The 24,986-nt window shown below is 65.9% G+C and carries 21 protein-coding genes; 9 read left to right on the top strand and 12 right to left on the bottom strand.

Annotated features, from left to right (window positions below; translation table 11 throughout):
* The first annotated feature begins 58 nt into the window (after positions 1–58).
* From V9E98_13730 to V9E98_13745, 4 genes are all read left to right on the top strand, one after another.
* The gene (locus V9E98_13730) at positions 59–799 is read left to right on the top strand and encodes a hypothetical protein (GenBank protein ID MEI2718024.1); all 741 of its coding nucleotides are present in this window, start codon (positions 59–61) and stop codon (positions 797–799) included.
* A gap of 116 nt (positions 800–915) precedes the next feature.
* The gene (locus V9E98_13735) at positions 916–2,529 is read left to right on the top strand and encodes a hypothetical protein (GenBank protein ID MEI2718025.1); all 1,614 of its coding nucleotides are present in this window, start codon (positions 916–918) and stop codon (positions 2,527–2,529) included.
* A gap of 103 nt (positions 2,530–2,632) precedes the next feature.
* Entirely contained in the window at positions 2,633–2,788 is a 156-nt protein-coding gene (locus V9E98_13740) for a hypothetical protein (protein MEI2718026.1), read from the top strand.
* A gap of 278 nt (positions 2,789–3,066) precedes the next feature.
* A complete protein-coding gene (locus V9E98_13745; protein ID MEI2718027.1) occupies positions 3,067–4,137 on the top strand; it encodes a glycosyltransferase in 1,071 nt (356 codons plus the stop codon).
* Here V9E98_13745 and wecB read toward each other — a convergent pair.
* From wecB to V9E98_13765, 4 genes are all read right to left on the bottom strand, one after another.
* Complete coding sequence (gene wecB, locus V9E98_13750; GenBank protein ID MEI2718028.1) at positions 4,134–5,474, bottom strand: UDP-N-acetylglucosamine 2-epimerase (non-hydrolyzing); 1,341 nt, start codon at positions 5,472–5,474, stop codon at positions 4,134–4,136. The genes V9E98_13745 and wecB overlap by 4 nt on opposite strands.
* 461 nt (positions 5,475–5,935) lie before the next feature.
* The gene (locus V9E98_13755) at positions 5,936–7,837 is read right to left on the bottom strand and encodes an ABC-F family ATP-binding cassette domain-containing protein (protein MEI2718029.1); all 1,902 of its coding nucleotides are present in this window, start codon (positions 7,835–7,837) and stop codon (positions 5,936–5,938) included.
* A 116-nt stretch (positions 7,838–7,953) separates the two neighbouring features.
* Entirely contained in the window at positions 7,954–8,319 is a 366-nt protein-coding gene (locus tag V9E98_13760; GenBank protein ID MEI2718030.1) for a DUF309 domain-containing protein, read from the bottom strand.
* Positions 8,320–8,390: 71 nt separating this feature from the next.
* Entirely contained in the window at positions 8,391–9,050 is a 660-nt protein-coding gene (locus tag V9E98_13765; GenBank protein MEI2718031.1) for a hypothetical protein, read from the bottom strand.
* A gap of 52 nt (positions 9,051–9,102) precedes the next feature.
* Here V9E98_13765 and V9E98_13770 point away from each other — a divergent pair, with 52 nt between their 5' ends.
* Together V9E98_13770 and V9E98_13775 are read left to right on the top strand one after the other, a co-directional pair.
* Positions 9,103–10,338 (top strand): lipase family protein, encoded by a 1,236-nt coding sequence (locus V9E98_13770; protein MEI2718032.1) that lies wholly within the window; start codon positions 9,103–9,105, stop codon positions 10,336–10,338.
* Between the two features lie 175 nt (positions 10,339–10,513).
* Positions 10,514–11,182 (top strand): hypothetical protein, encoded by a 669-nt coding sequence (locus V9E98_13775; protein ID MEI2718033.1) that lies wholly within the window; start codon positions 10,514–10,516, stop codon positions 11,180–11,182.
* 127 nt (positions 11,183–11,309) lie between these two features.
* Here V9E98_13775 and V9E98_13780 read toward each other — a convergent pair whose 3' ends face one another.
* Genes V9E98_13780 through V9E98_13795 form a run of 4 tightly spaced genes read right to left on the bottom strand, consistent with a single transcriptional unit; the run spans position 11,310 to position 17,753 of the window.
* Entirely contained in the window at positions 11,310–13,184 is a 1,875-nt protein-coding gene (locus V9E98_13780) for a Na+/H+ antiporter (protein MEI2718034.1), read from the bottom strand.
* A gap of 40 nt (positions 13,185–13,224) precedes the next feature.
* Positions 13,225–15,345: an alpha-galactosidase gene (locus V9E98_13785; protein MEI2718035.1), complete on the bottom strand. Its 2,121-nt coding sequence runs from the start codon at positions 15,343–15,345 to the stop codon at positions 13,225–13,227.
* 44 nt (positions 15,346–15,389) lie between these two features.
* Complete coding sequence (locus tag V9E98_13790) at positions 15,390–16,748, bottom strand: NAD(P)-binding domain-containing protein (GenBank protein ID MEI2718036.1); 1,359 nt, start codon at positions 16,746–16,748, stop codon at positions 15,390–15,392.
* Between the two features lie 60 nt (positions 16,749–16,808).
* Entirely contained in the window at positions 16,809–17,753 is a 945-nt protein-coding gene (locus tag V9E98_13795; protein ID MEI2718037.1) for a YihY/virulence factor BrkB family protein, read from the bottom strand.
* Between the two features lie 49 nt (positions 17,754–17,802).
* Between V9E98_13795 and V9E98_13800 the strand changes: the two genes are divergently transcribed.
* Positions 17,803–18,486, top strand: a complete 684-nt coding sequence (locus V9E98_13800; GenBank protein ID MEI2718038.1) for a dihydrofolate reductase family protein — start codon at positions 17,803–17,805, stop codon at positions 18,484–18,486.
* 31 nt (positions 18,487–18,517) lie between these two features.
* Here V9E98_13800 and V9E98_13805 read toward each other — a convergent pair whose 3' ends face one another.
* From V9E98_13805 to V9E98_13815, 3 genes are all read right to left on the bottom strand, one after another.
* The gene (locus V9E98_13805) at positions 18,518–18,934 is read right to left on the bottom strand and encodes a DUF2599 domain-containing protein (protein MEI2718039.1); all 417 of its coding nucleotides are present in this window, start codon (positions 18,932–18,934) and stop codon (positions 18,518–18,520) included.
* A 45-nt stretch (positions 18,935–18,979) separates the two neighbouring features.
* Positions 18,980–19,975, bottom strand: coding sequence for an EamA family transporter (locus V9E98_13810; GenBank protein ID MEI2718040.1), 996 nt, complete (start codon positions 19,973–19,975; stop codon positions 18,980–18,982).
* A 63-nt stretch (positions 19,976–20,038) separates the two neighbouring features.
* Complete coding sequence (locus V9E98_13815) at positions 20,039–21,319, bottom strand: MFS transporter (GenBank protein MEI2718041.1); 1,281 nt, start codon at positions 21,317–21,319, stop codon at positions 20,039–20,041.
* A gap of 76 nt (positions 21,320–21,395) precedes the next feature.
* On the opposite strand from V9E98_13815, the gene V9E98_13820 reads away from it, so the two are divergent.
* Together V9E98_13820 and V9E98_13825 are read left to right on the top strand one after the other, a co-directional pair.
* Positions 21,396–22,184 (top strand): hypothetical protein, encoded by a 789-nt coding sequence (locus V9E98_13820; GenBank protein ID MEI2718042.1) that lies wholly within the window; start codon positions 21,396–21,398, stop codon positions 22,182–22,184.
* A 74-nt stretch (positions 22,185–22,258) separates the two neighbouring features.
* On the top strand, positions 22,259–23,470 hold the full coding sequence (locus V9E98_13825; GenBank protein ID MEI2718043.1) for an MFS transporter: 1,212 nt from the start codon (positions 22,259–22,261) through the stop codon (positions 23,468–23,470).
* A gap of 172 nt (positions 23,471–23,642) precedes the next feature.
* On the opposite strand, the gene V9E98_13830 is transcribed toward V9E98_13825, so the two are convergent.
* Positions 23,643–24,947, bottom strand: a complete 1,305-nt coding sequence (locus V9E98_13830) for an acyltransferase family protein (GenBank protein MEI2718044.1) — start codon at positions 24,945–24,947, stop codon at positions 23,643–23,645.
* Positions 24,948–24,986 lie beyond the last annotated feature (39 nt).

Genomic DNA, 24,986 nt, shown 5'->3' on the forward strand with positions numbered 1-24,986 from the left:
CGTCCGCCTTGCGGACGATCGGAGGAACCCGCACCCGTCGCTCTGTTTGTCTACAACGGTGGCCCGCCGCGTTCGTTCCCCGCTGCGGGCGGGTTCGGCCGTGGGCCTGGCGTCGTTCGCGCTCTTCGGGTCCGCCTCATGCAGCCAACCAACCCCGAACGGGCAGAACCTCGTTGCCGACCTGCCCCCAGGAACGTGGACCGATGGCGCCGCAGTCGGCGATCTGCTGGTGGTGTTCGCGGGTGGCGGGAAAGTCGTCACCGGATCGACAGTCGAGACTCCGCTGTTGCTGGAACCGGGCGTCACTCAGGCACCCGAATCAACCGTTGCCGCATTGGTCGTCTCGGATCAGGATTTCGCGGACGAGTGTCTGACGGTCACGGCGCGCGTGGTCACCCTGGCTCAGTTGCGTACCGGCAGCGACCCGAATCCTTGGGAAGTGGCGTGGCTGGTATGGGACTACACGGACAATGAGCACTTCACCTACGTCACGGTCAAGGCCAACGGGTGGGAGCTCGGTAAACGTGATCCGGCCTATCCCGGCGGACAGCGTTTTCTCGCCACCGGCCCCGAACCGATCGTCCAACCAGGCCAATGGAGTTCCTGGACGATCGTTCGCCAGGTTCGCCCGGACGGATCCACTCACATGACCTTCCATGTGGATGGACAGTTGGTGGCCGAGGCCCCGGATGAGGAACGCCCCCTCACCGTTGGTCGGGTCGGACTGTATTCGGAAGACGCGAGGATCGCCGCGAGTGACCTCACCGCGGGCGGCTGCCCGAGCGGGGACAACGCGTGATTCGGATGCGCGGGAACGGCAGCCGACTGAGACACTCGACGCGTGACGCATCGGTCGATCTCCGCCTCTGCTTCCAAGCCACCGCAGACCGGTCCCGACTTGCCAGAGACCCTCCCATGACCGCGCGACGAACCCTCATCACCGTTCTGCTCGTGGCGTTCCTCGGGCTATCGGGGACGGCGACTGCTGCTGAGAAGAAGAGCGAACCGCAGTCCAGCAGCCCACTGCCTTTCGAGTTGGCGATTCGCGGTTCGGACGCGACCAGCTCCGTTCTCGTCCCCGTACCCGAAGGGAGCCGCCCGGTGTCATTGACCGGCACCGTTGTCAGCACTCTGGAGAACCCCGGTGAGGTCTCCGTGACGATCGGGGCGCGGCCCGGCGCGCGTGTCGATGCGCTCAAGGGCGGGGTAGTCGATATCCCGCTCACCGAAGAGGACGTCGAGCAAGGCTCCATCTCAGTGGGCATGAGGGCGAGTCTGGAATCGGAGACCGACTGCTTCGTCGGCGATGAAGGTACCGCCGCCCTCGAAGACGCCCGCTTGGTATACACATACCCCGACTCCACTCCTGTAACGATCGCCGACTTCCTGTCCCCCGGAGTAACCACATACACGGTGCAGACAACTGAGGACCCGTCCACCACGGAGCGCACCGCGGCGCTGGACGCCGTTGCTGCGCTCACGCACCGATTTCCGGCCCCGACCCGGGTGTTGGTCCGCACTGGCGAACTGCAGCGGAGCAGCTACCTCAACCGGGTGATCCGCCTCGTGGAGGGCACGCCACCGGGCGGTGCCGCCAACCAAGTCGCCGTCGGTCGGCAGGGGACCATGACGGTGATCGGTCAAGGACAGGATCTGGCGGATGCAGCAGTGGCACTCGGCGACCAGGCGACCGAAGCTCTGCGATCCCCCCTGGTCACGAACCTGCGCGCTCAGCCACAGTGGGAAATCGTCGACAATCAGGTGTCGTGGCGGGACCTCGACATCGCCGGTGTGAACATGACCGGGGTGGGGCAGATCGAGCGGGATGTCGTTGTCACCCAGGCCATGCTCGGCGCCGGTATCTCGGACTTGAAGCTACGCGTTCGCGGCGGAGCGACCGCAGCCCCTGCCAACGGCCAGGGACGGATCGACATGCTCTGGAACGGCAACCTCGTCAGTTCGACCGACATGTCCGATACAGAGACCCTGGACCGCACCATCGATGTGAGTACCGCCGACTTGGAGCGCAGCAACACCCTGACCGTGCGCCTGTCGTTCGTTCCACCCGGTCGCAACTGCCAGCCACCGCCGATCGGCGCCCAACTCACGATCGATCCCGACATCAGCACCATGACGCCCCAGGCCGGCCAGTCTGAGCCTCCCGGGTTCGTCCGGTTCCCCCAGATTCTGACGCCCACCGTTCCGGTCGGTTTCGGTGCCGGGACTCCATCGGCACTTTTGACGCAGGCGGCGGACCTGATCGCGGCTTTGCAGAGTCAGACACCTCACCAGTTGATACCGACCTCGATGACCGAGGCGGAGTTCCTTCAGGATGGGCGCCCGGGCGTGCTGGTGGGAGCGTCCGACGATGCCACCCGTATCCTCGAGGCGCCGTTGCAGAGCAACGGTGGAACGTGGCAGGGATCGGGGCCAGACGGCTTCACAGCGAGTCAAGAAGCCCCACTGGCGTTCTTGCAGGCATTCTCTCGGTCCGGCCGCGACATGGTGATCTTGGGGGCGCCGTCCTGACGAGGCCGAGGCGACCAGACTGGCGGCCTACTCCGCGGCGCCCCCCGACCCGTGGACGAAGCTACCGGGGCAAGTGGTAGTCCTCGCGCCGGACACCGAACCGGTGGCCCTGGAATTGACCCAACCGCCCGAGACGCCGTCGATGACCGCTCCCACCATCGCCGCCATGGTCGGGATCTCGCTGCTGATCCTGCTGCTGGGTTGGTGGCTGTGGCACCGTCCTCCAGGCCCGGCTCCGGCGCCCCGCGGCCGGGAGTGAGTCGTGTCCCCGATCGCGTGGGTGCTGTGGTTCGTCTGACATCACTGCCTTGGTCGCGATCGTCATCGGGATTGTGTGGACCGTCGTCCTGTACGTGGCCGGTGGCAAGTACCTGGCTCGCCTGCGGGATGCACCGGCGGGCGACGAGAGCAAGTACCTGTGGGTGTTTCTCGTGCCGGCATTGAACGAGGGAGTCACGATCGCCGACTCCGTCTCGCGGTTGCGGGCGGCGGCTGCCACCCACAAGATCCTTTTGGTGATCAACGACGGTTCCGACGATGACACGGGGGCGGTTCTGGAAGTCTGTCGCGGGGCCCGATCTCGAAGTGCTCACTCGCGTGGCACCCAACGCTCGAAAGGGCAAGGCAGCGGCCTTGAACGCGGCCTTCGCCCACCTCGTCGAGGATGTGCTGAACCAGCCGCGATACGGAAGGTGGGACCGCGAGAACGTGATCGTCGCGATCGTCGACGCAGACGGCCGACTTGCACCGGGCGCACCCTCCTACGTCGCCCGGCGGTTCGATCGTCCTGAGGTGGGCGGGGTCCAGGTCTCCGTCGAGATCTACAACCAGGACAGTTGGCTCACCCGCATGCAGGGATTGGAGTTCCGGACCTTCGGCGGCATGTTCCAGGTCGGGCGCTCCCAATGGGGCGTCGCCTTCATGGGGGGCAACGGCCAGTTCAACCGCATGACGGCCCTGCAATCGGTGTCGTCGGGCGCCGGGCCATGGTCGGACTTCCTGACCGAAGACCAGGAACTCGGCTTGCGACTACTGGAACGCGGCTGGCTTGGAATGCAGGAACCCTTCACCCATGTCTCCCAGCAGGGCCTCAACAAGTTGCGTCCGCTCTACCGACAACGCACCCGCTGGATGCAGGGCAACCTCCAGGTCTTCGGAAACCTGCATCGACTCCACTCCCACCACCTGGTGGGCCTGCGCCGCTGGGACGCGCTGTTCACCCTAACCATGCCGATCTTCCAGGTAATCATCGGACTGGCGACGGTGATCGCAGTCGTCCTTGCGCTGTTCTTCGGGGTGAACTACGTACCGTGGAGCGGCAGTGTCCCGTGGCGGATCACCACCACGACCCTGTTCCTCGTCCTCGGCCTGGGTCCGACGAGTATGGGGATCCTGGTGCTGGGCCGCGGTCAGGGTTGGCGCGCGATCCCGAGGGTCGTCGCGCTTGCGCCATCGTACATCGCCTACACGTGGTTGATGTGGCCCGTAACATTCCGGGGGCTGTACCGACAGTTCCGGGGTCAGAGGGCTTGGGCCAAGACCGCCCGAGAGGCGATCACCCGCTCGACTCCTGCGCAGCCCGGGCACGAGGTCGCGGATTCTGCCTAACGGAGGTTGACTCTTCCGGGCCCGACTCCGTGGGTGTCGGAGGTCGAGTCGTCGATGTCGATGTCGATGTCGCTGTAACCGGCGGATTCGAGGATGTGCCGCCGGGAGAACCCCGACGAAAACGGTACCGGTGACGGAGCCCCGGTTATCAGGTGCTCCAAACCCCAGCGGATGCGCTCGGCAGCGTGGCCGTCCCCGAACGGGTTACGTGCGTTCTGCATCGCGGCCAAGGCCTTGGAATCTGAGAGCAGGTCAAGCGCGACCGACATGATCCGGATCGGATCCGACCCCACCAGTCGGAGGAATCCCGCATCGATCCCTTCGGGCCGCTCGGAGTTGGCGCGAGTCACCAGCACGGGCGTGTGAACGGCCTGAGCCTCTTCCTGGATCCCGCCGGAATCTGTTAGGGCCAACGTCGCCCGAGCCAGCAATCGGGCGAAGGGCGCGTATTCCATGGGCTCGACGAGCAGGACGTTGGGGATGTCGGATGCGATCGGGATCAGTTCGGCCCGGACGGCCGGATTAGGATGCATGGGCCAGACCACGACACAATCGATTCGGGCACGCGCAATGCCCGCGACCCCTTCCGCGATGCCCCGGATCCCGGCCCCCCAGTTCTCGCGCCGATGTGCGGTGACCGCTATCACGGGGCCGTCGATGCGGTCTAGTACTTCCAGTCGTTCATCGGGCCAGGGAGCAGCCAGTCCCGCGGCAAACCTGAGCGCATCCAATCCCGTGTTGCCCGTGATGAGGATGTCGCGGATGTCGACACCCTCCTGGATCAGGTTCGCCAGATTGGACGCGGTCGGGGCGAGGTGAAGCGTGGCGATACGACCCAGGATCTGGCGGTTCATCTCCTCGGGGAAGGGGGACAGCCGATCGCCGGTGCGAAGCCCGGACTCCACGTGAATCACCGGGAGCCGGACGCCGGCGGACGCCAGTGCGGTCCCGAGTGCCGAACTGGTGTCGCCGTGCACCAGGGTTGCCGCCGGGTATGGGTCGTCTTCGTTGCCCGCCTTGTTGAACATTCGGGGCCGCGTCCGACGTTCGGGACGGCCAAGCCGCAGGCTGGCCAGCAGATCATCGAACTTCCGCATGACGGCGGGCACCAGGCCGTTGAGTCCCCTGATCTGCGGGCCGACCTCGAGGTCGGCATCGACTTGAACGCCGGCCATCTCGAGGACTGGGCGGACCATGTCCTCGTGCTGCCCGGTCAGCACCACATAGGGGCGGATCACATCCGATCGATTCAGCGCCTGGATGACGGGGAACATCTTGATCGCTTCCGGACGTGTCCCGATGACAACGACCACTCGAGTTCGTCGTGAGGAGTTCATTGCTCACCTTCAGGCTTCCGGTCGGCGTTGCATAGCAGGTTCAGCTAACTGATTCGATACCGACATCCACGCTTCGGTCGCCTCACCCTGCGCGGATGATTACCCCGATTGTGGAGCAGTCAGGCCGGTCGGGACAGCCGATCGCCGTATTCACCAGCCTTCCGGGGCAGGCGTCGGGGTGCAGCAGTTGCAGCGGCCAACACAGCCCTCGTCCGCTCCCGCCCGGGTCGTTCCCGGGTCACGGCCACGCCCGGGCCGGTCCCCGTCGGGTCACGGCCGCCATGGCTGGGGTCACCCCCGACCTCGCGCGCAGATGGACGCGAACCCGCCAGGGGGTGCCGTGACCTTGCCATATGCGGCGGGGTCAGGGCAATCGTTGGCGGGGGTGTGCGATGGGCGTAAGAGGTCGGGGAAAGTACGGGTCGGCGGCAGAGTGTCGGGTGGGCACCGAAGCGGGTTGTTCAGAGCTCCAGGGCTTCACCGGCTGCGAGCCACTGCTCCTCGAGTTCGGCTTGCTCGGTCTCCAGAGTCTTCAGTTCGGTGGTCAGGGTCAGGAGGCGCTCGGGGTCGGTGGCGGCTTCGGCGAGAGACAGGTGAAGGTCGTCGCGCCGCTGCGACAACTTCTGCAACTGGCGCTCGATGCGGGTGATCGCCTTGTGTAGCCGGCGCGCTTCGGCCGCGCTCGGCCGGGTGGCGCCACCAGTTGCTCCGGCCGCTCCCGCGGTGGCGTGCGTCCCCTCGGCGCCGCCACGCGCGACTCCCGCGACTGCTGCGCCCCCCGCGCTTCCCATGCTTCCCGCGTTTACTGCGCCCCCTGCCCTTCCCGCGCTTCCCGTGCCCCTCGCGCCTGCGACTCGGGAGTGTGCTCGATCCGACCTCGAGGCGGCGGGTGCTTGTGAGAGCTCGCGACGTGCCTCGAGATACTCGGGCACGCCGCCGGGCAGATGCCGCAGCCGCCCGTCACCCAACATCGCCCAGATGTCGTCGGTCACACGTTCGAGGAAGTACCGGTCGTGAGAGATCACCAGCAGTGATCCCGGCCAGGTGTCGAGGACGTCTTCGAGCACTGTGAGGGTCTCGATGTCGAGGTCATTCGTGGGTTCGTCGAGCATGAGCAGATTGGGACCGGCGAGCAGGATCCGCAGCAATTCCAGACGTCTGCGCTCACCGCCGGACAGGTCACCCAGTCGCTTGTGCGGTGCATCGCCGGTGAACCCGAACATCTCGAGCAACTGAGAGGCCGTGAGTTCGGCTCCCGACGTGACGACCACATGCTCACCTCCGCGTTGGAGCCAGGGGAGAACACGATCGTCTGGGTCGAGATCGGCCAACCGCTGGCCGAGTACAGCCGGGACGACGGTCTTGCCTCGGCGCACGAAGCCCTCCACCGGGGGCGCATCGTCTCCGCCCAGGAGCAGTCTGACCAGAGTCGTCTTGCCGGCTCCATTCGGACCCAGCAGGCCGACCCGATCACCCGGTCCCAGTCGGAACGTCTGGCGGTGCAGGACTTCCGGCGCATCAGTGCCCGGACGCAGAGACACACTCTCCAGGTCGATCACCGTCTTGCCCAGTCGCGCGGTCGCCACCCGGTGCAGCACGAGTGAATCCCGGGGCGCCGGTTCGTCGGCGATGAGGCTTTCTGCCGCCTCGATCCGGAACTTGGGCTTGGACGTGCGTGCCGGCGCACCGCGACGCAACCAGGCCAACTCCTTGCGCAGCAGGTTTCGTCGCTTGGCAGCGACTCCAGCCGCCATTTGGTCCCGCTCCGCCTTGGCAAGGACGTAGGCAGCGTAGCCACCGTCATATGTCTCGACGGCGCCCGCAACGACCTCCCACGTCTCGCTGGTGACAGTGTCCAGCAGCCAGCGGTCGTGCGTCACGATTACCAGAGCCCGTCGGCCCCGAGGCCACGCCCGCAGATAATCCCCCAGCCAGTGCACGGCCTCGATATCGAGGTGATTGGTGGGTTCGTCGAGCAGCAGGACATCCGGTTCGCGGATCAGCGCAGCAGCCAGAGTGAGGCGGCGCAACTCCCCGCCGGACATTCCCTCCAGCGGGGTCGCCAGGCCTTCCCGGAAGAAACCGGCCGAGACGTCCCCGAGCAGTCCGGTCATGATGCCGCGGATGCGGGCCGACGATGCCCACTCATGATCGGGCGCATCACCGACCAAGGCGTCACGGGCGGTGCGTCCGGGCATTGCATCGATCTGGCTGACAACGGCCGTGGTGGTCGCTCCTGTGCGAGTGACCCGACCGGAGTCGGGTTCGACCTCGCCGGCGAGGATCCGCATCAGGGTTGTCTTGCCGCTTCCGTTCCGTCCGACGATCCCCACTCGGTCCCCCGGGTGGATCCCCACTGACACGTCGTCGAGGATCACCCGGGTTCCACGTTGGACATGGACACTCCTCAGCGACGAGGTAGGGCGTCGGCTTCATCCCCGCCTCCGAGTGGCGGGCCGAATGAGCTGCGGTTGGACTGTCATGGTCGGACCACAACGACGAGTTCTGTCGTCGTCCCGGTTGCGAGGGCATGCAGTTGCTCAATGACAACTTCCACCGGCGCCCCGGGGGGCGGTGCGATCCGGCCGGCCAGATGGCTGACCGCGCGCTCGGCGAGGCGACGGGCACCGACGGTGTTGCCACGACGCAGGTGTGTGAGGGCCACTGCCGCTTGAGCGAGCCCCTGCCAGTACTCCCTCTCCGAAGCCGGGCAGGACTTCCAGCGGGTTTCGAGGACCTCATGCGCCTGGAACGGCAAGTCCCGGTCCAACAACTCCTGTGCCCGCAGGAGGGTCTGGTCGGAGGGGAGTGCACTGCTCGGCAGGTTCCGGCAGGATACCGACAGCGTCGCGCGGCAGGGGCCGTCCGAGGGCGTCGCGCGGGCGTGCGTTCAGGGGTCGACCTGATTCGTCGCGGTCACGTGGCATCCGACGTCCGTTCCGGCCACAGCAGCACCGAGGCCACCAGGAATCCGATGGCGCCCAGCAGCGTCCCGGCGTTGTCCCAGTAGATACTGCGATACACGCCAGGCGCCAGCAGTTCCGCACCCCATGCTGACAAGGCGAAGAAGATCGAGCCTGCGAGGTTGGCCCAGCAGATGGCCCGGGACTTCAAGGAGACCAGCGCGTGTCGTCGCTCGCGGGCGATGGGGTACCACGCAATGCCACTGGAGATCAGGAACGCCATGGAGCCCAAGACATCGGGGGTCCAGATCGACGCGTAGTTGGCATCCAACAACGCGCGGATGGTCATTGCGTTGAAGTAGACGGTGCCGACGAGTTGGATGGCAGCACTCATCAGGTCGGGGTTGCGGATTGCCTTGTGAAGACCCACGCGCTCGTCCTGAGGACGGTGGTCCAGCGCCGTGAACAGTTGGACTCCGGCAGCGAAGGTGAAGAACACAGCCCCCACGGCATAGAGCACGTTGATCAGGTTGGTGGCGGCGGAAGTGATCGCGCACGCCGCGCCGGCGCCGAAGAGGACCGAACCGATCCCGAACCCGAGTGCCATCTCACGCAGCCGCCGGAGGTCCCGATGGCGCTCCAGTAGGTCCGGGGAGCGGGCGGACGTGGTCATCCCGCTCAGAATAGAGGCGGCTTCGGAGCGAACGAGCCACTAGCCTCAGTAGATGCGAGCGCTTCGGATCGCCGTGGTCGCGGTGGTGGTCCTTGCCGTTCTGCTCGTCACCGGAACCGCTGGCTACTACTGGTTCCGACAGTGGCAGGCAGAACAAGAGCAGGCGCCCCTGGAGGCCTTCTACACGCCCCCCGAGCCACTGGAGGGCAGTCCGGGCGTCGTGATCAGATCCGAACCGGCACCGCTGTGGGATGTGCCTGGTGCTCGAGCACAACGGATCTTGTACGTGACGCAGGGATATGACGGGGGCCGTCGGGTCAGCGGTGGGACGGTGTGGATCCCGGAACGTCCGGCCCGCGGCCCGCGCAAGGTCGTGGCCTGGGCCCACGGAACCATCGGGCTAGGTGATCAGTGCGCACCGAGCCGGAACCCCGCAGCGATGCCGTTGATGAGTCAGTGGCTGCAACAGATGATCGCCAACGATTGGATCGTCACTGCCACGGATTACCAGGGTCTGGGAACTCCGCCACCTGCCACGTACCTCTTGGGACGCGCTGAAGCCAATGACGTCGTGAACTCCGTTCGTGCCGCGCGCTCGATGCCCGGTGCCGAGGCCGGTAGCGATTGGGCGGCGTACGGCCTGTCGCAGGGCGGTCATGCCGCGCTGTGGACGGGGCAACTCGCTCGCGACATCGCGCCGGAGCTCCGACTGACGGCGGTGGCGGCGGCAGCGCCGGCGGGGCCACTCGAGGTGATCCTCGCGCAGCAGTGGGACACGGCTGTCGCATGGGCCATCGGACCGGAGGTCATGGTCTCCTGGCCGGTCGTGGACCCCTCGTTGACGCCCGCCGCCATCGTCAGCGATGCGGGACTGGCGGCCACCGAGGCGCAAGCCGAGGACTGCATCATGACGGCGGCACTGTTCGGCCTCGCCCGCCAGAAACTCGGACAGCAGTACTTCGATCGCAGTCCGCTGTCAGATCCGAACTGGCTTGCCGCTCTGCGGACTCAGACCCCGGACCCACTGCCCGCCGACCTGCCGTTGCTGGTGCCGGTGGGCACCGAGGACAACGTGGTGCTTCCGTCCTCGATCGCCTGGCTGCAACGGCGGTGGTGCCGGGCGGGTTCTGACCTCACGATGGATTGGATGGGGGGCGTGGATCACATCCATGCGGCGACCGTCGCCGGTCCGCAGGTCGTGGACTGGCTCGACCAGCGGTTTGCCGGCAAACCGACTCAACCGAACTGCGATCAGAAACCGCCGGTGGCCCCGTATCGCGCGAAATAGGGTCCCTTCGGGTGGGGCCGGGAGTGCAGCGCCACCAATCCGACATCGGAGTCCACGACCTCCGTGGACCAGCCGTCAAGGATCGGCGGTGCACGGTGCACTCGTCTAGGTTCCGATCGGATGTCGGAGGTCGGATGTGGTGGAAATCGGCCCGCCGGCAGGCTTAGATGGCGCTATGAAAACCGCCTCCGCTGTTGCCGCGTCCGTCCTCGTCGCCGCTGGACTGCTGTCCGGCTGCTCAGGGTCCGTATCGATCGGGGGCGACACCTCGGCCAGTCCCACCCAGGCCACCCCTGATGCCACCACCGGAGTCGAACTCACGGAGACCTTGAGCAACTCCGAGTTCGGTTTCTCGTTCGGTTACTCACCGCCGTTCGAGGAGCGCGACGACGCCTCCTTCTCGAACGAGGGAGGCGCCACCACAAGCCAGACGTTCGCCGTGTTCGACACGGAGGGATCGCAGATCGCGGGGCAGTATCGGGATGCGTTCGTGGTCAACGTCTACCCGCTGCAGGTCGAGATCACCGAGGCCGATCTTCCCGCAGCCAAGCAGGAGTTGGAGCAGAACGTCATTCCCCAACTCAAGGCGAGCAGCCCCGGCATGAAGATCGCTCCTCTGACTGACAGCACGTTGGGCGGCAAGCCGGCGTTCTACACGGAGACGACGTTCGATGTCGAGGGAAAGCCGATCAAGTCCGAGATGTACTTCGTCTTCGACGGTGCCACCGAGTACCAGGTCCTCGCACAGTCCGCGGAGCAGAACTGGGAGCAATTGAAGCCCACGTTCGATGCGATGTTCAGCTCGTTCACGCTGACGGGTGCATCGGCCTCACCGAGTTCCTGAGGTAGGTTCCTGAGGTAGTTCCTGAGTTCCCGAACCCCGCGCAGAGAGCCTGCCCGACTCCCGCAGTGATCCTGGCGCCAAGGTCGCCTGGCTCACTGGGTGAATCAGCGAGAGCCGGTTCAGTCGGTCAGTCGGATCCGAGCAGGCGATCGACGTAACACCAGCGCCAGGACTCACCGGGTTCGATGCTGCGCATGACCGGATGTCCGGTCTGCTCGAAGTGGCCGGTGGCATGGCGGCGCTCCGACGAATCGCAGCATCCGATCTGTGCGCATGTCAGGCACATCCTCAGGTGCACCCATTGCGTTCCCTCCGCGATACATCCGGCGCAAGCGTGCGGCGGGTCCGGTACCGGAAGCGGCAGTGCACTACTCAGGTGCGGGCATCTGCCTGCGACGGCCTCGGGTGCCGTCAGTTCCGAGTCAGCCGTATCGTCATCGACGGCCCCACCGTCGAGCATGCCCTCCTCGACGTCCAACTGACGGATCACCCGGCGGATCACCTCGTCGGGGTAACCGCCGTGGTCGCGTGCTTCGATCACCGCTGTGCGCTCGCTGGCGAGCATCGCAAGTCGTAGTCGGGCGTAGGCCCGACTGGGGGTCTCGCCCCGACCAGATCGGGCCACCAACTCCCATGCTGCGTTGGAGCGCTCGACGGGGCGCTGCCGCAGCCGAGCGAGGACCTCGGGGGGATCCGACGGTCCCCCCACTTCCTCCAGGCGCGCGCAACCAGCGGCGGCGACGGCGTCGAGCAACGCGGCTTCCTGCAGCGCGAGTTCCGCTCGGTCAGGGGGCTGCAGGTGGAGGCGCCGGACCAGCCACGGAAGGGTGGTTCCCTGAAGCAGCAACGATCCCACGACAACGATGAAGGCGATTACCACCAGGACCTCTCGGTGTGGCAGTGCCAGCGGGAGCGTGAGCGCCGCCGCAAGGGTGACAACACCTCGCATCCCGGCCCAGGAGACGGCAGCGAGTTCCCCGGCGTCCATGGTGGTGCGTCGACGTCCGAACCAGGTCACCCGGGCGAGGCCGCCCCCCGCGAAGACCCAGGTGAACCGGGTGGTGACGGTGGCCAGATAGACGCCGATCGCGGCGATGGTCACGGTGGCCACCGGCAGTGGATCCGACGACAGGCCCTGCATCAGACTGGGCAGTTGCAGGCCGATGAGCAGGAAGACGATGTTCTCCAGCAGAAAGGCCACGGTCCGCCAATTCGCATCGGTCGTGAGGCGGGCTGCGCCGGACTGCACCAGAGGAGCCCGATGGCCGATCAAGAGGCCGGCGACTACAACCGCGACCACGCCGGAAGCGTGGATGGCCTCGGCGGGGACGAACGCGACGTATGGAACGGTGAACGACAACGCGGTGTCGAAGGCGGGCGTGGAGATCTTGCGTCGCAGGGGGATGTACAAGCCGGCCACAATCAGGCCGATCACGATGCCGCCGCCGGCGGCCAGTAGGAACTCCAGGCCGACCTCGAGGACCGTCAGCGAGCCGGCCAGGGCGGCGATGGCTGCGCGCAACGCGGTCAGCGCGGTCGCATCATTGACCAGGCTTTCGCCTTCGAGTACTTGGACCACCGAAATGGGCATTCCAACCCGCTTCGCGATGGCGGTGGCGGCCACCGCATCCGGAGGTGCGACGACCGCACCCAAGGCGATTCCCGCAGCGAGGGGAATCCCCGGTATCAACCACCAGGCGATCACTCCGACAACAACCGTCGTGAAGATCACCAGTCCGACCGAGAGTGAGGCGATCGTCCCCTTCCTCGCCCGGAAGTCGATGAATGACGTGTTGTAGGCCGCGCCATACAACAGTGGGGGGAGGATGCCGATCAGCACGACCTCGGGTTCGAGTACCACCTGCGGAATGAAGGGGACGAACGAAGCGGCGATCCCCACGACCACGAGCAGCAGTGGTGCCGACGTGCGCCACCGTTCCGCCAGCGCGGCGACAGCGACGACGCACAGCACTGCGGCGACCAACCAAAGGGCGACCTGCACCCGGCGAGTGTAGGGGCCACACCGCTCGCACCGTGTCTCGTTACGAGGTGACCGCCCGTCGACGGGAACTCTCGGTGATCCGGTCACAGACGATCAGCTGGCTGGCGTAGTCCCCCATGAGCCACACCTCGATGCCGTGATTCATGAGATAGGACCCGGATTTCTCCTGCCAGGCCCAGTTGGAGTAGAAGCGGTAGCGGGCATCGGGTTGGAGCCCGCGCAGCCGGACCCTTGTGCCGCGGCGGCCGATCCGGCTCGACGGGAGAAACACGAAGACGACTGCGCGGATGTCGTCGGTGTACTGGAACAGTCGGTAATCGTTGGGCGAGGGATTGTCCAGACGATCGAAACGGCCGTTCTGGATGGTGGCACGCAACTCCTTGTACTGCGCGACGAGCCGAGTCGAGGTAGCCATGTCATCGTCCGTGAACTTCGTAAGGTCCGCCCCGATGCCGAGACTGCCCATCATGGCCACGTGGAACCGGAACTCCAGCGGGATCGTGCGCTGCGTCAGGAAGTTCTTAGCGTCCGTTACCCACGCCCGCATGGCCTTGATCGGATAGACGAATGAGTAGCTGCTCTGGATGGTGAGGCGATCCAGTGCATCAGTGTTGTCGCTGGTCCAGAAGTCATCGAACACGGACAGGGCGCCGAAGTCGATCCGTCCTCCGCCCGAGGCGCACGCTTCGATGAGGACCTCCGGATGGCGTGCCTTGAGACGTTCGACGATGGCGTAGAGGGCCTCGATCTGGCGCAGCCACACATCCTGAGTCACACCCACCTGCGACATCGGTCGGTTCGCGTCCCATTTCACGTAGGCGATGTCATGACGGGTCAGCAGGTCGTCCACCATGTCGAAGACGAATTCGCCCACCTCAGGGCGGGTCAGGTCCAACACGAACTGGTCTCGGGCTGTGTCCGGCTCCCGATTGGGGTCGCGATGGATCCAGTCGGGATGCTGGTGGTATAGGTCAGAGCGCGGGTTGACCATCTCAGGCTCGACCCAGATACCGAACTTCATCCCGAGTCGATGGACCTCTTCGATCAGCGGTTCCAGACCGTTGGGGAACTTGCCGCGATTCACCTGCCAATCACCGAGGCCGTCGGCCTCCTCACCGCGCCGACCGAACCATCCGTCGTCGACCACGAAGAGTTCTGCCCCGATGCCCTGCGCCCGCTCGGCGAGGGCCCTCTGGTTCTGCTCGGTGACATCGAAGCCCGTCGCCTCCCAGGAGTTGTAGAGGACGGGACGAACGCCGACAGCCATCATCCGACGTCCGTACTCATGCAACCGGTGACTCATCGGGGCAAACCCACGATCGCTGTAGCCCGCCACGACTGTGGGCGTGCGAATGCTCTCGCCGGGGGCGAGCTCGAGGGCGAAGTCGTAGTCGTTGAGGCCGATCTGCAGACTGGTCCCGCCGTATTGGCGTTGCTCGACAGCAGCGCGGAAGTTGCCGCTCCAGTGCAACGCCGCGAACCACACCTGCCCCGACGTCTCTGACGCGTGACGGCTGAGAATCACGTACGGATTGTGGTGGTGATTCGATGAGCCTCTGCGACTCTCCACGACGACCTTGCCGTACCCGATCTGCTGCGTGAACTGCTGTTGTTCAGCCGCCCACAGGCCATGGACGTTGCGGAATTGCAGATCCTCGAACGGAATCGTGAACTGCGCTGAGTAGGCGCTCGAAACTGTGAACGGCTCGCTCGACCGGTTGGTGGTCACGGCCCACCGTTCGATCAGATCCAGTTCCGGCACGACTCGGTAGTGCAGGTCTATCCCGACGCCGTAGTCCGAGTCGAGCAGATGCACCACCAACTCATCTGGCGGCGCCTGATCCTCATCCGGCGGCGACGGCAACTCATCTGGCGGATCGATCTGGGAACTGCCGGTGAACTCCGGACGCAACTCGCGGGTCCCGTCGGCGAAGGTGATGCTCAGGCACTGTTCCTTGTAGCGGAACCGCCCGTGCACGGGATACTCCTCAGCTGCAATGTCGGCGAGCATGTCGTTCGTCGACAGGTCCCACAGTGGGAGCGGATCAAGATCGCCCGCGTCGTCAATACGGCCACCCCAATGGATGTGCCGCAGCAGCCCGGAGTCATCGACCGCCATCGCGTACGTCGTGTTCCGTGTGTTCAGGATGAAGCGTTCCACCTGTCGACGCTATCGGGGGTGATCCGTGGTCTCCACTGCGGCGATCAGCGTCGGGCAACCGACCTGGCCCGCGCATTCAGGCGCGGCTTCCCTGATCGCCGGGCCCGCTCCTGCTTGATCGACTTCGGATAGCGCCAGGGATCCACTTGCATCGTGTGACAGGCGGGGTCGAGGTACCGCTTCTCGCAGTCGGCGTGGTCACGTTCGATCCAGGTGCGCATGCTGCTGCGGCTGGGGAGCACGGTGGTGCCGACGATCAGGTCGCCGACCCACTGAGCCTGAGCCTCCAGCGCCGGGATCGTGGGACCGAACGAGTCGATGAACCCGACGAACCACAGCCCTGGCCGCTGCGGTGCGACAACCCGTTGGTAGAGCGGAAGTCGGTTGCCCGAGCAGTCGAGGACGTCTTTGGTGAGGAACGGGATGTTCACGTCGTAGCCCGTTGCATAGACGATGACATCGACTTGTTCCCGGCTCCCGTCGACGAATTCGACGGAGTCACTGGCCAGTCGCCGAACTTGCGGGCGGAGTTCGATGCCCCCCGTCTCGACTCGGTCGGCGAAATCCGACGACACACACGGAACACTCTCGGTTCCTGACTCACCGGGGCCTGTCGGTTGACCTGCAGTGACCTTGACTAGAGCCGCCAGCAGTGATTGCTCGACCGAGACGGGCAGCAGTGACGCGACGCCGGGACGCACCTGATCGCTGGGTCGGCCGAACATGTGACGAGGGATGACACGGAGGGCGGAACGGGTGGAGAGAAGCGTGCGTTCAGCGCGCCGAGATGACTCCACCGCGATCTCGACCGCCGCCGTGCCCGAGCCGATGACCAGTACCGTTCCCGCGATGAGGTCGTCCGGTGTCGCGTGGTCGCGGGAGTGCAGGGCACGCCCGCTGAATGCTCCCGGTAGCGGGGGTAGATGAGGGACCTGGTGGTGGCCGGTGGCGACGATGACGTTCTCGTAGTACCGCCGCGGACGTGATCCGACACTGACCGCCCAACCGTTGTGCCCGGGCAGGCCGGGTCCAGGTACCGCCTCGATGGCGGTGACCTCCGTGCCGAACTCGACGCGCGAGGCCAACCCCATGGTCTCGGCGAAGGTGAGCAAATACTCGTTCATCTCTTGAGCGCTGGGATAGTCCGCGCCGTTGCGCGGCAAGGGTGCGGCGGAAAAGGCGCTCATGGATCGAGAGGAGATCAACTGCAGTGATCCGTTCACCGGAGAGTCAGGAGACCCGTTCCAGACACCACCGATTCGGTCGGACTTCTCAAACCATTCGAAGTCGATATCCCGCTCGACCAGTGCCTGTGCCGCGGCCAGACCTCCCGGCCCGGCGCCGATGATCAGACACTGCGAGTCGAAGCGTTCCTCGGACTCTGATTCCGAGTGGGGCGACATACCCCGACCGTATCCTGCGGCCGGAAGTGATGGTTCAGCCGGCCGTGATGCGGGTGCCGATCATTCCGGGGCGTCATCGCCTGTGGCCGGGGGCTGGGCCGACTGCTCGGCCAGGGCCGCCGTCAACGTCGCGGATCCGTAGGTAACCAGGGTGAGCAGGTAGAGCATCAGCAGGATTGTGATGGGAACTGCGAAGGCGCCGTACTGTGGCTTGCCGAGCGACCAGGACACGATCTGCGACGAGAACGCCTTCAACACCTCGACGCCGACGGCGCCGACGAGGGCTCCCACTACGACCGGGCGACGGGCCGGCCGGATCCCGCCGAGGTGGTTGAACATCAGGTAGATGACCGTGAAGCTCAGCGCCGTCGCGATCGCGTTGGCGACCACCCAGACGACGACCGGTGCGACGCTGAACGAAGTCCCCAGCCAGTTCTGCACCTGTTGGGTGGAAAGTGCGAGCACGAAGCCGGGAGCGAAGGACAGCAGCATCAGCGGTGCGAGGACGAACAACCAACCCGCCATACGGATCCGCACGAGCACGAAGTTGCGCCCGTCCTGTGCGGTTCCGTAGATCTGGTGCAGGCTGTTCGTCGCCGCCGCCACTGACCCGGTGCCGGAGTACATCAGGATCAGCAAGCCCACGATCGACGACGTCTGCCCGAACGATTTCAGTTGCTCGGCGTTGATGCCTTGGTCACCCGTCAGGCCTGGGAATGCGTTGGACAAGGTCTCGTTGAGCAGGTCGGACAACGCGTCTGCACCGACCAGTGCCGCGATGCCGAAGGACACTGCGATCACGGCGAACAACGACAGGAACAGGTAGTACGTGGTCCCCGCAGCCAGCAGTGTGCCCCGGGCGTGAGTGAAACGGGTGATGGCGCGAAACCCGACGCCGGCGGCGACACTACGGTCCTCGATCGTGAGCAGAGTGCCCTCGGTGGGTTTGGGCAGTGGTTCGATTCGGCGGCCGGGAATGGGCGGCGGGGCGGCAGTGTCCCTCATGTGCGCCTCGCATCCGGACTCTCGGTTCGACCTCGCTACTGTGGCCATCATGGCGGACGTGCGGCCCGTGGTGGTGGTGCATAACTCCATTTCCGCGGACGGTGCGACAACCGGATTCCTGCCGCATCTCGGTCAGCATTACGACATCGCCCATCGGCTGGGGGCCCGAGCGCGACTGGTCGGCTCCGTCACCATGGCCAGCGGGTTGGACCATGTGTCAGCACCGGCGCCCGCAGACCCCGGCCCAGCAACCGACGTGCCGCCCACGGATCGCGATGAACTGCCATGGTGGTTTCTCGTGGATTCCACCGGGCGCCTGGATGGTCGACTTCACGAGCTGAGGGCCTTCCCTGGACTGCGGGACGTCGTAGTCCTGGTCTCGCGCTCAACACCACGCACCTACCTCGACTATTTGGATGAGCGTGGCTACCGGTATCTCGTCTCCGGAGGTCAGCGGGTGATGCTCGCGCAGGCGTTGCCGTGGATCCGCGACACGTTCGACGTCGATCGGATACTCGTCGACAGTGGCCCGGTGTTGACCCACGTCATGCTCGACCATGAACTGGTCGATGAACTCAGCCTGATGGTGCACCCCGTGGTCGTGGGCGATGCCGGACGCAGGGTTCTCGAGGGTTCGGCGACCAAGCATCGTCTCGAGTTGATCGCCGCTGAACGTCTGGACTACGACGTCCTGCACCTGCACTACCGGGTGCGCGATATCGAACCGGTCTGATCAGGTCACCGGGATCTGACGGTGGATTCCGTCAGTCGGGGTTGCAGCCGGCGAGCATCATGTCGACCATTCCGACGGTCGGGCGCCACGACTCCAGGTCCCACGTCGGTTTGGCGCGGGCGACGATCGACATCGGGTGGCAGAGGAACTGTCGGCGCAAACCCTTGCGGTCGGGGACGCCGGCACGGACCGCTTGCCGCCAGGCGATGTCGAGTTCGGAGTTGCCCGCCATCCGGCCGGCTCGAGTGGGACGAACCCGGTAGGTGGTTCCCGAGTAGTCCTGTTCGACCGTGACCGACGCGATGAAGTCACGGTTCACCGGGTTGTCGGGAGTGCGCTCCGCTCGCGACGAGCCCTGCATGCCCAGGATCGACTGGGATGTCACGGCGGAAAATCCGAGGTAGCCGGCAACAGCCAGAATCGCCGCTGCGATCACGACTTTCACCATGTCGACCTCCCCGACGCCCGGCTCCGCCCGACGGCCCTCACAACGCTACCCGCCACCGGTCCCATCCTTGACCGTGTGCGGTTCCGATTCGGTCTCGGCGGGTTGTTCGCCACGGACCACCATGGCGACACCGACCACGATCAGGGCGCCGCACCCGACGAGCGCCCATGTGAGGTTCTCGTCTTTGATCCACCAGCCCAGGGCCACGGCGACGACGGGATTCACATAGGCATAGGTCGCGACCAGCGACAGTCGGGCATTCGCGAGCAGCCATGTGTAGCACAGGAAGGCGAGGATCCCCGCCACCACGAGATACAGCCACGCGGTGACCGCCCGGGAGTCCCAGGTCGCTGGTGGGGGCAAGCTCTCGCCATCCAGCAGGCCGGCCATGAGCAAACCGACCCCACCAGTCGCGAACTGCCAGAAGGTGAGCACCAGCGGGTCGGTCGGGAGTCGTTCCTGCCGGGAGAATCGCGCGGCCAGGAACGATCCCAGAGCCCAGGATAGGGACGCGGCGACCACGGCCAACGTCCACATCAGCACAGCGGTCTCGCTCACATCCTGGTACCCGTAGCCGGGGCTGTCGGTGCTCCGGCTGGACGCCAGAACCAAGGCCGCGACACCCGCGAATCCGATGACGACACCCAGCACGGTCAGTGCTGCGGGCCGGTCGCCGGACATCCGTCGGAACACGACGACCCACACAGGTGTGACCGCGATCACCAGCGCCGCGATCCCCGACGGGACGAACCGTTCTGCGGCGGCGACGACGCCGTTTCCGCCGGTCAGCAGCAGGACTCCGATCAGACCTGCGAACAGGAGTTCTCGTCGAGTCACCCGAAGTGCGCGGACTCCCCGCACTGCCGCGATGATCAGCGCCATGACGACCGCGGAACAGACGAATCTGGTGCCCATTCCCAACAGCGGCGGGACCTGTTCGACCAGGACGGCCATGCCCAGGTAGGTCGATCCCCACACGACGTAGACAACGCCCAGCGCGCTCCAGACGGCAGCGTCAGTTCGCTCCCCACTGCTGGCCATGGATCCTCCGGGTCGTTCCCGGAACACGGTAGACCGCTGGGCTCGTGGTCCCGCCGGGCGGCGTCAGGGCACGGACTTGATGGGTACCACCGCGATTGCACCGATCAGGGTGATCACCGCGGTGGCGAGGTACAAGGACGTGTAGCCGCCCAGCACGGTCACGAACAGGGCACAAAGGACCGGCGCCAGAACCTGGGGCATCGAGTTCGCGATGTTGATGACGCCCAGGTCGCGAGCCCGGTCTCCGGCGGTGGGCAGCACCTGCGTGATGAGCGCCTGGTCGACGCTGAGGTACCAGCCGTATCCGAGGCCGAGGATGACGGCGGCGATCATCGCGAGACCGTAACCGGCGTTGTTCGCCGGTGTGAACGCCAGAATCACCCCGGCGATTGCCATGACGATCGTGGCGACGATGACGAACACCTTGCGCTTGCCCAGACGGTCCGAGATGTAGCCGCCCAGCACCGCCGTGATGATGATGCCCAGTGTGTAGCCGAGGAGCAGGTTGGTCTGGCGGGTCCCCGCTTCCTGGGCGGGGAAGCCGAGGTGGTCCTGGAGGAAGAACAGCAGGTACAGCGTCGACATCGCGAACCCCAAGGACACTAGGAATCGGGCCAGCCAGGCCCAGGCGAAGTCGGGGTGGGCCTTGGGTGACACCCAGAAACCCTTGATGAACGCCCCAAGGTCGAACGGGGGTTGCTTGTCTTTCGGTAGCGGTGGGTCCTTCAGGATGAACATGAACGGGAGGACGAACAGCACGAAGAGGAACGCGGTCAGGTACGAGCCACCGTTCAAGGACAAGACCACGTAGGTCACCAAACCGACCCCGATCACCGGGCCGATCGCCTGGGCGAGTCCCACCAGACCGGAGGCAACGCCTCGTTGATCGACCGGTACCTGGTCGGGGATCGTCGCGGTCAGCCCGGCGTAGGCGGCATTGACGGCGAACTGAACCACCAGCCACAGCGCGGTCAGGGCTATCACCGACGTCATGTGGGGCATCAGGAACAGTCCGACGAGTCCGAGGAGTGACCCCCCCAGCATCCATGGCCGGCGGCGCCCGAAGCGCGATGTCGTGCGGTCCGACAACGCGCCGGCCAGTGGGTTCCCGATGACTGATCCGATGACGCCGACGCCGGTGACGACAGCCAGGGCGGCCTCCTTGCCGTCAGAACCCGCGATTTCCTCGGAGAGGCGGGGCAGCAGGTTCAGAATCGGCGTGAAGAACGCCAGCATGATGCCCAGGTTCGCCAGCGCGAGGCCGATCATGAACACGGCCCGCACTCGGACGGTCGGTTCCGCAAGTGCCTCTGGGACAGTGCCCGGTGTCGTTGCGTCGCTCATGTCCGCAGGGTAGTGGCGCCGGGGCGCGAGTGTCGTGACAATCTGTGAGACACCCACCGTGCGGAACGAGGTAGTAATGGCCGACCTGTACGACTTCGCTCTTCCGGCGGCCGGCGGCGAGAAGCTGTCGATGTGGGACCTCCACGGCTTGGTCGTGCTGGTGGTCGTTCTCCCTCCCCAGGCCCGGTCCACTCCCCAGGCTGAGGGCGTCCAGAAGCTCTATCGCACGTTCTCCGGTCAGGGCTTGGTGGTCGTCGGTGTCCCGATGTCCGACCGGCCTGGATCCGGAACCGACTTCGGGGTCACTTTCCCGGTGATGGCACCGACACCGGTCGACGGCCCCGCGCCGGATCCGTTGTTCGCGTGGCTGCACTCCGAGCTCCCAGGCCCCTACGGAACAACGGATGTCAGCGGGTACACGAAGTTCCTCGTCGCCCGGGATGGCTCGGCTCTCGCCCGGTTCGAACCGACCGCCGACGCGCGGGGTCTGATCGACGCAGTCCAGCACGCCCTCGCGGCACCTGTCCCGGCGCCCCCGCCACGCCCGATTCCTGTCGTGACGCCAGAGGCAAGGACCGCCCCGGATGACACTCCTGAACGCCCGGTCAGCTCTGCCACGCATGACGCCTCCGGTCGTCTGCCTGTGCTGCCCGACCCGACGCCGCGCGGCGCGGATGGCGGCGAGATCGTCGATGCGGAGATCGTGTCGATGTCGGCAGCCGCCGAGATCACCGCCATCGAGGCCGACCTCGCCCAAGAGCCGCGGTCGGTCAGCGCGGAGCTGATGGACTTGGCGCAGGAGTTGCGGGTCATCGAAGGCGAATCCGCGGTCATCGACGAGCAGCGCAATCGGCCGCTGCCATGACCTGGGCCCGCCCGCTGTTCCTGACTCGCTACCGGGGTGAGTCGGGTTGGGTTGATCCGCCATAGGGTGGGGTCATGGCCACGCCTGTCAACCGACAGCGAGTGGGGCCCTTGCAGATCGCGGCCCTGTCCGTCGGGCTGACCGTCGGCTACCTGGCGGGTGATCTCCTGCCCGAGGTCGTCAATGCCCTGCAGGCCGACCTGGGGATGTCGGACTCCATGGCCGGTTCTCTCACCACGGCCCTCTTGCTGGCGACGGCGCTGACCGGACTGGTATTCGCCCGTCGAGCGGGTCGTCCCGGTCGCGCGCGGTTCGCGTTGGCCGGCGCGCTCGTGAGCGGGGCCGGGTTCGCATCCGCCGCATTCGCGCCGACGACCGGGGTTTTGATCGCCGGCTTCGTGGTGGCGGGCGTGGGCAGTGGTGTCGTCCTTGCTTCGGCAACCGCGGCTATCTCCACTGCTCCCGATCCAGAACGGGCCTCGGGGCTCGCCATCCTTGTGAATACTTTCGTGGGCGCGATGCTGTTGACCGTCCTTCCTCGGATCACAGGCACGCAGGCGACTGCGACCTTCCTGTTCCTGGCTCTGATTTGCCTGCTCGTTCTGCCGTTGTTCCGATGGCTACCCGACGCCGCCACACCGGAGTCCGAGTCACGGGCCGAAGACGCGCCCCTTCCAACGCCGGCGTTGGGGATCGTCATCTTCCTGGGGGCTCTGATCCTGGACCTCACGGACAACGGGCTGTGGGCATTCGTGGGAACGATCGTCATGGACAACGTCGGTCTTTCCAGCGCTGATCTCGGCACGATCCTGGCGGTGGCGACGATCGCCGGTCTCGCGGGTGCAGCATTGCCCATCATCGTGGGCGATCGGTGGGGATTGTTCCTGCCGATCATCGTCATGGTCGGCATCGATGCCCTCGCCAAGATCCTGGTAGTCGTCGTCTCGCAGCCCGTCGCCTACATCGTCTGCCAGTTCCTGTGGACCGGATCGTACGCGGTGCTCTTCGCGTATCTCCTGGCTGTCGGCGCCGCCCTCGATTCGCTGGGCCGCTGGGCGGCGATCGTCGGCTCGGCGTTCGCGATGGGAGACGCCATCGGCCCCATCGTGTTCGGTTTCACCAACGATCTCGGTGGCACCGGCTCTCTGATCGGCCTGGTGGTGATCAGTTCGATCGCGGTTGCGCTGTTGCTCGGGCCGGCGACCTTGACCTTGGACCGGCGCCGCAAGGCCGGCCGCTCGCCGGGCGATCCTGCAGACGTTGGTGCGGACGCGCTCGGCCCCTGACGCGGCGAATCACACACGCACCGGATACGCCAGGCCGCTCGAACTGCGAACAGCGCGAACAGGCCGAACCGGCCATCAGTTCGAGCAGCCTGAACAGGCGAACAGCAGAACAGGCGAACAGACAGACGCGAACCCGCCATGGGTTGCGCTGACCTCGCCGAATCCGGCGCGATCAGCGCAGCGGGGGGCGGCGGGGTGGCGCAGGACCGGCTCCAAGCGCGGACTGCCACAGGGCCATCAGGATCAGCAGGTTCAGCACCGCCGACGCGGGAAACCCCAGCATCCCCATTCCCCACCAGGTCGCGAAACCGGTCACCGAGATGTTCAGGATCATGACACCCGCCGCCACGGCGACGAAGACCGCCGGCATCGCGATGAGCCGGGGCACCCGGCGCAGCAGGGCTTCGCCGCGCCCGGCGACACCCGCCAACCACCACGCACCGGGCAGGACGACGATCACAACAGCGACGTGGAGGACCCACCACGTCGGGGACAGGGGGTCGGGGCGCAGACCCGAGACGAGCGTGAGTCCCACAGCCAGGGTCACCAATGGGATATGCCACAGGTAGATGCCCATTCCCCGTGCCCCCACAACGGCGACGGCCGTCCAGAGGCGGTCGCGCGTCAGCAATCTCCGCAGCGCTGGCCACAAGGCGGCGAGCAGCAGGATCTGGGCTGAACCGTAGAGAAGCAGCACGATGCTCGGAGGAGCCAGATTCGACAGTCGCGGGTCTGCTCCCACACTGATCATCGATCGGGAGTACGGGCCCACGATGGCCATCGCGACCGCGCTTGCGAACGCTACCGCCGCACCCGCCACCAATACGGGGCGCGCGGTGTCGCGCAACCGAGGCAAGTAGTAGCCGATCTGGTGCAGCAGTCCCCACACCAGAATCAGGTTCAGCCAGCTGATCGCCGTCGGACCGCCCGCCACGCGCTGCACGTCGATGATCACGACAACGATCGCCCACAGGCCGATCGTGACAAATGGCCGACTGGTCCAGCGCACGGTCAAAGGCACCGCGGCAACGACGATCAAGTAGACCCCGGCGAACCACAGCAACTGCGCGAGGAACTGGCCGACCCCCAGCGCGATTGCCGCCCAGCCGACAATCGGCAGCAGGACCACAGTCCACACGAGCGTGTACATCACGACAGGTGTCGTGAGGCGAAGGGTGCGGATCCGCAGGAATCCGTCAGTCCCGTGTCGGCGAAAGGAAGCGGCGTTCGAGACCGCACCCGCCGCGAAGAACAGGGGCAGAATCTGGAACAACCACGTGAGCACGGACATCGCCGGTGCCACTTCCAGGATGTTGGTCGCAGTTCCAGTGGGTGTCACATGCCAGGCGAGGCTGTGTCCGACGACGACGAGAACTAGGGCGCCCGCCTTCACAGAGTCCAGGACTCGATCGCGTCCCTCGGTGGCGACCACCACTCGCTCGACGAGCATGAGCCCACTGTGCCGGGGCTGAGCCATCAGAGGGACCTGTTTCGACGGTTCGTGTACTCCCCTCGT

It is taken from the genome of Candidatus Nanopelagicales bacterium, assembly GCA_037045355.1.
Classification (GTDB): domain Bacteria; phylum Actinomycetota; class Actinomycetes; order S36-B12.

Excerpts from the sequence above, each read along its gene's own strand:
- V9E98_13735 (MEI2718025.1), top strand. The coding sequence starts at position 916 with ATGACCGCGCGACGAACCCTCATCACCGTTCTGCTCGTGGCGTTCCTC.
- V9E98_13745 (MEI2718027.1), top strand. The coding sequence starts at position 3,067 with ATGACACGGGGGCGGTTCTGGAAGTCTGTCGCGGGGCCCGATCTCGAA.
- wecB (MEI2718028.1), bottom strand. The coding sequence starts at position 5,474 with ATGAACTCCTCACGACGAACTCGAGTGGTCGTTGTCATCGGGACACGT.
- V9E98_13765 (MEI2718031.1), bottom strand. The coding sequence starts at position 9,050 with ATGACCACGTCCGCCCGCTCCCCGGACCTACTGGAGCGCCATCGGGAC.
- V9E98_13770 (MEI2718032.1), top strand. The coding sequence starts at position 9,103 with ATGCGAGCGCTTCGGATCGCCGTGGTCGCGGTGGTGGTCCTTGCCGTT.
- V9E98_13775 (MEI2718033.1), top strand. The coding sequence starts at position 10,514 with ATGAAAACCGCCTCCGCTGTTGCCGCGTCCGTCCTCGTCGCCGCTGGA.
- V9E98_13790 (MEI2718036.1), bottom strand. The coding sequence starts at position 16,748 with ATGTCGCCCCACTCGGAATCAGAGTCCGAGGAACGCTTCGACTCGCAG.
- V9E98_13795 (MEI2718037.1), bottom strand. The coding sequence starts at position 17,753 with ATGAGGGACACTGCCGCCCCGCCGCCCATTCCCGGCCGCCGAATCGAA.
- V9E98_13800 (MEI2718038.1), top strand. The coding sequence starts at position 17,803 with ATGGCGGACGTGCGGCCCGTGGTGGTGGTGCATAACTCCATTTCCGCG.
- V9E98_13805 (MEI2718039.1), bottom strand. The coding sequence starts at position 18,934 with ATGGTGAAAGTCGTGATCGCAGCGGCGATTCTGGCTGTTGCCGGCTAC.
- V9E98_13810 (MEI2718040.1), bottom strand. The coding sequence starts at position 19,975 with ATGGCCAGCAGTGGGGAGCGAACTGACGCTGCCGTCTGGAGCGCGCTG.
- V9E98_13815 (MEI2718041.1), bottom strand. The coding sequence starts at position 21,319 with ATGAGCGACGCAACGACACCGGGCACTGTCCCAGAGGCACTTGCGGAA.
- V9E98_13820 (MEI2718042.1), top strand. The coding sequence starts at position 21,396 with ATGGCCGACCTGTACGACTTCGCTCTTCCGGCGGCCGGCGGCGAGAAG.
- V9E98_13825 (MEI2718043.1), top strand. The coding sequence starts at position 22,259 with ATGGCCACGCCTGTCAACCGACAGCGAGTGGGGCCCTTGCAGATCGCG.
- V9E98_13830 (MEI2718044.1), bottom strand. The coding sequence starts at position 24,947 with ATGGCTCAGCCCCGGCACAGTGGGCTCATGCTCGTCGAGCGAGTGGTG.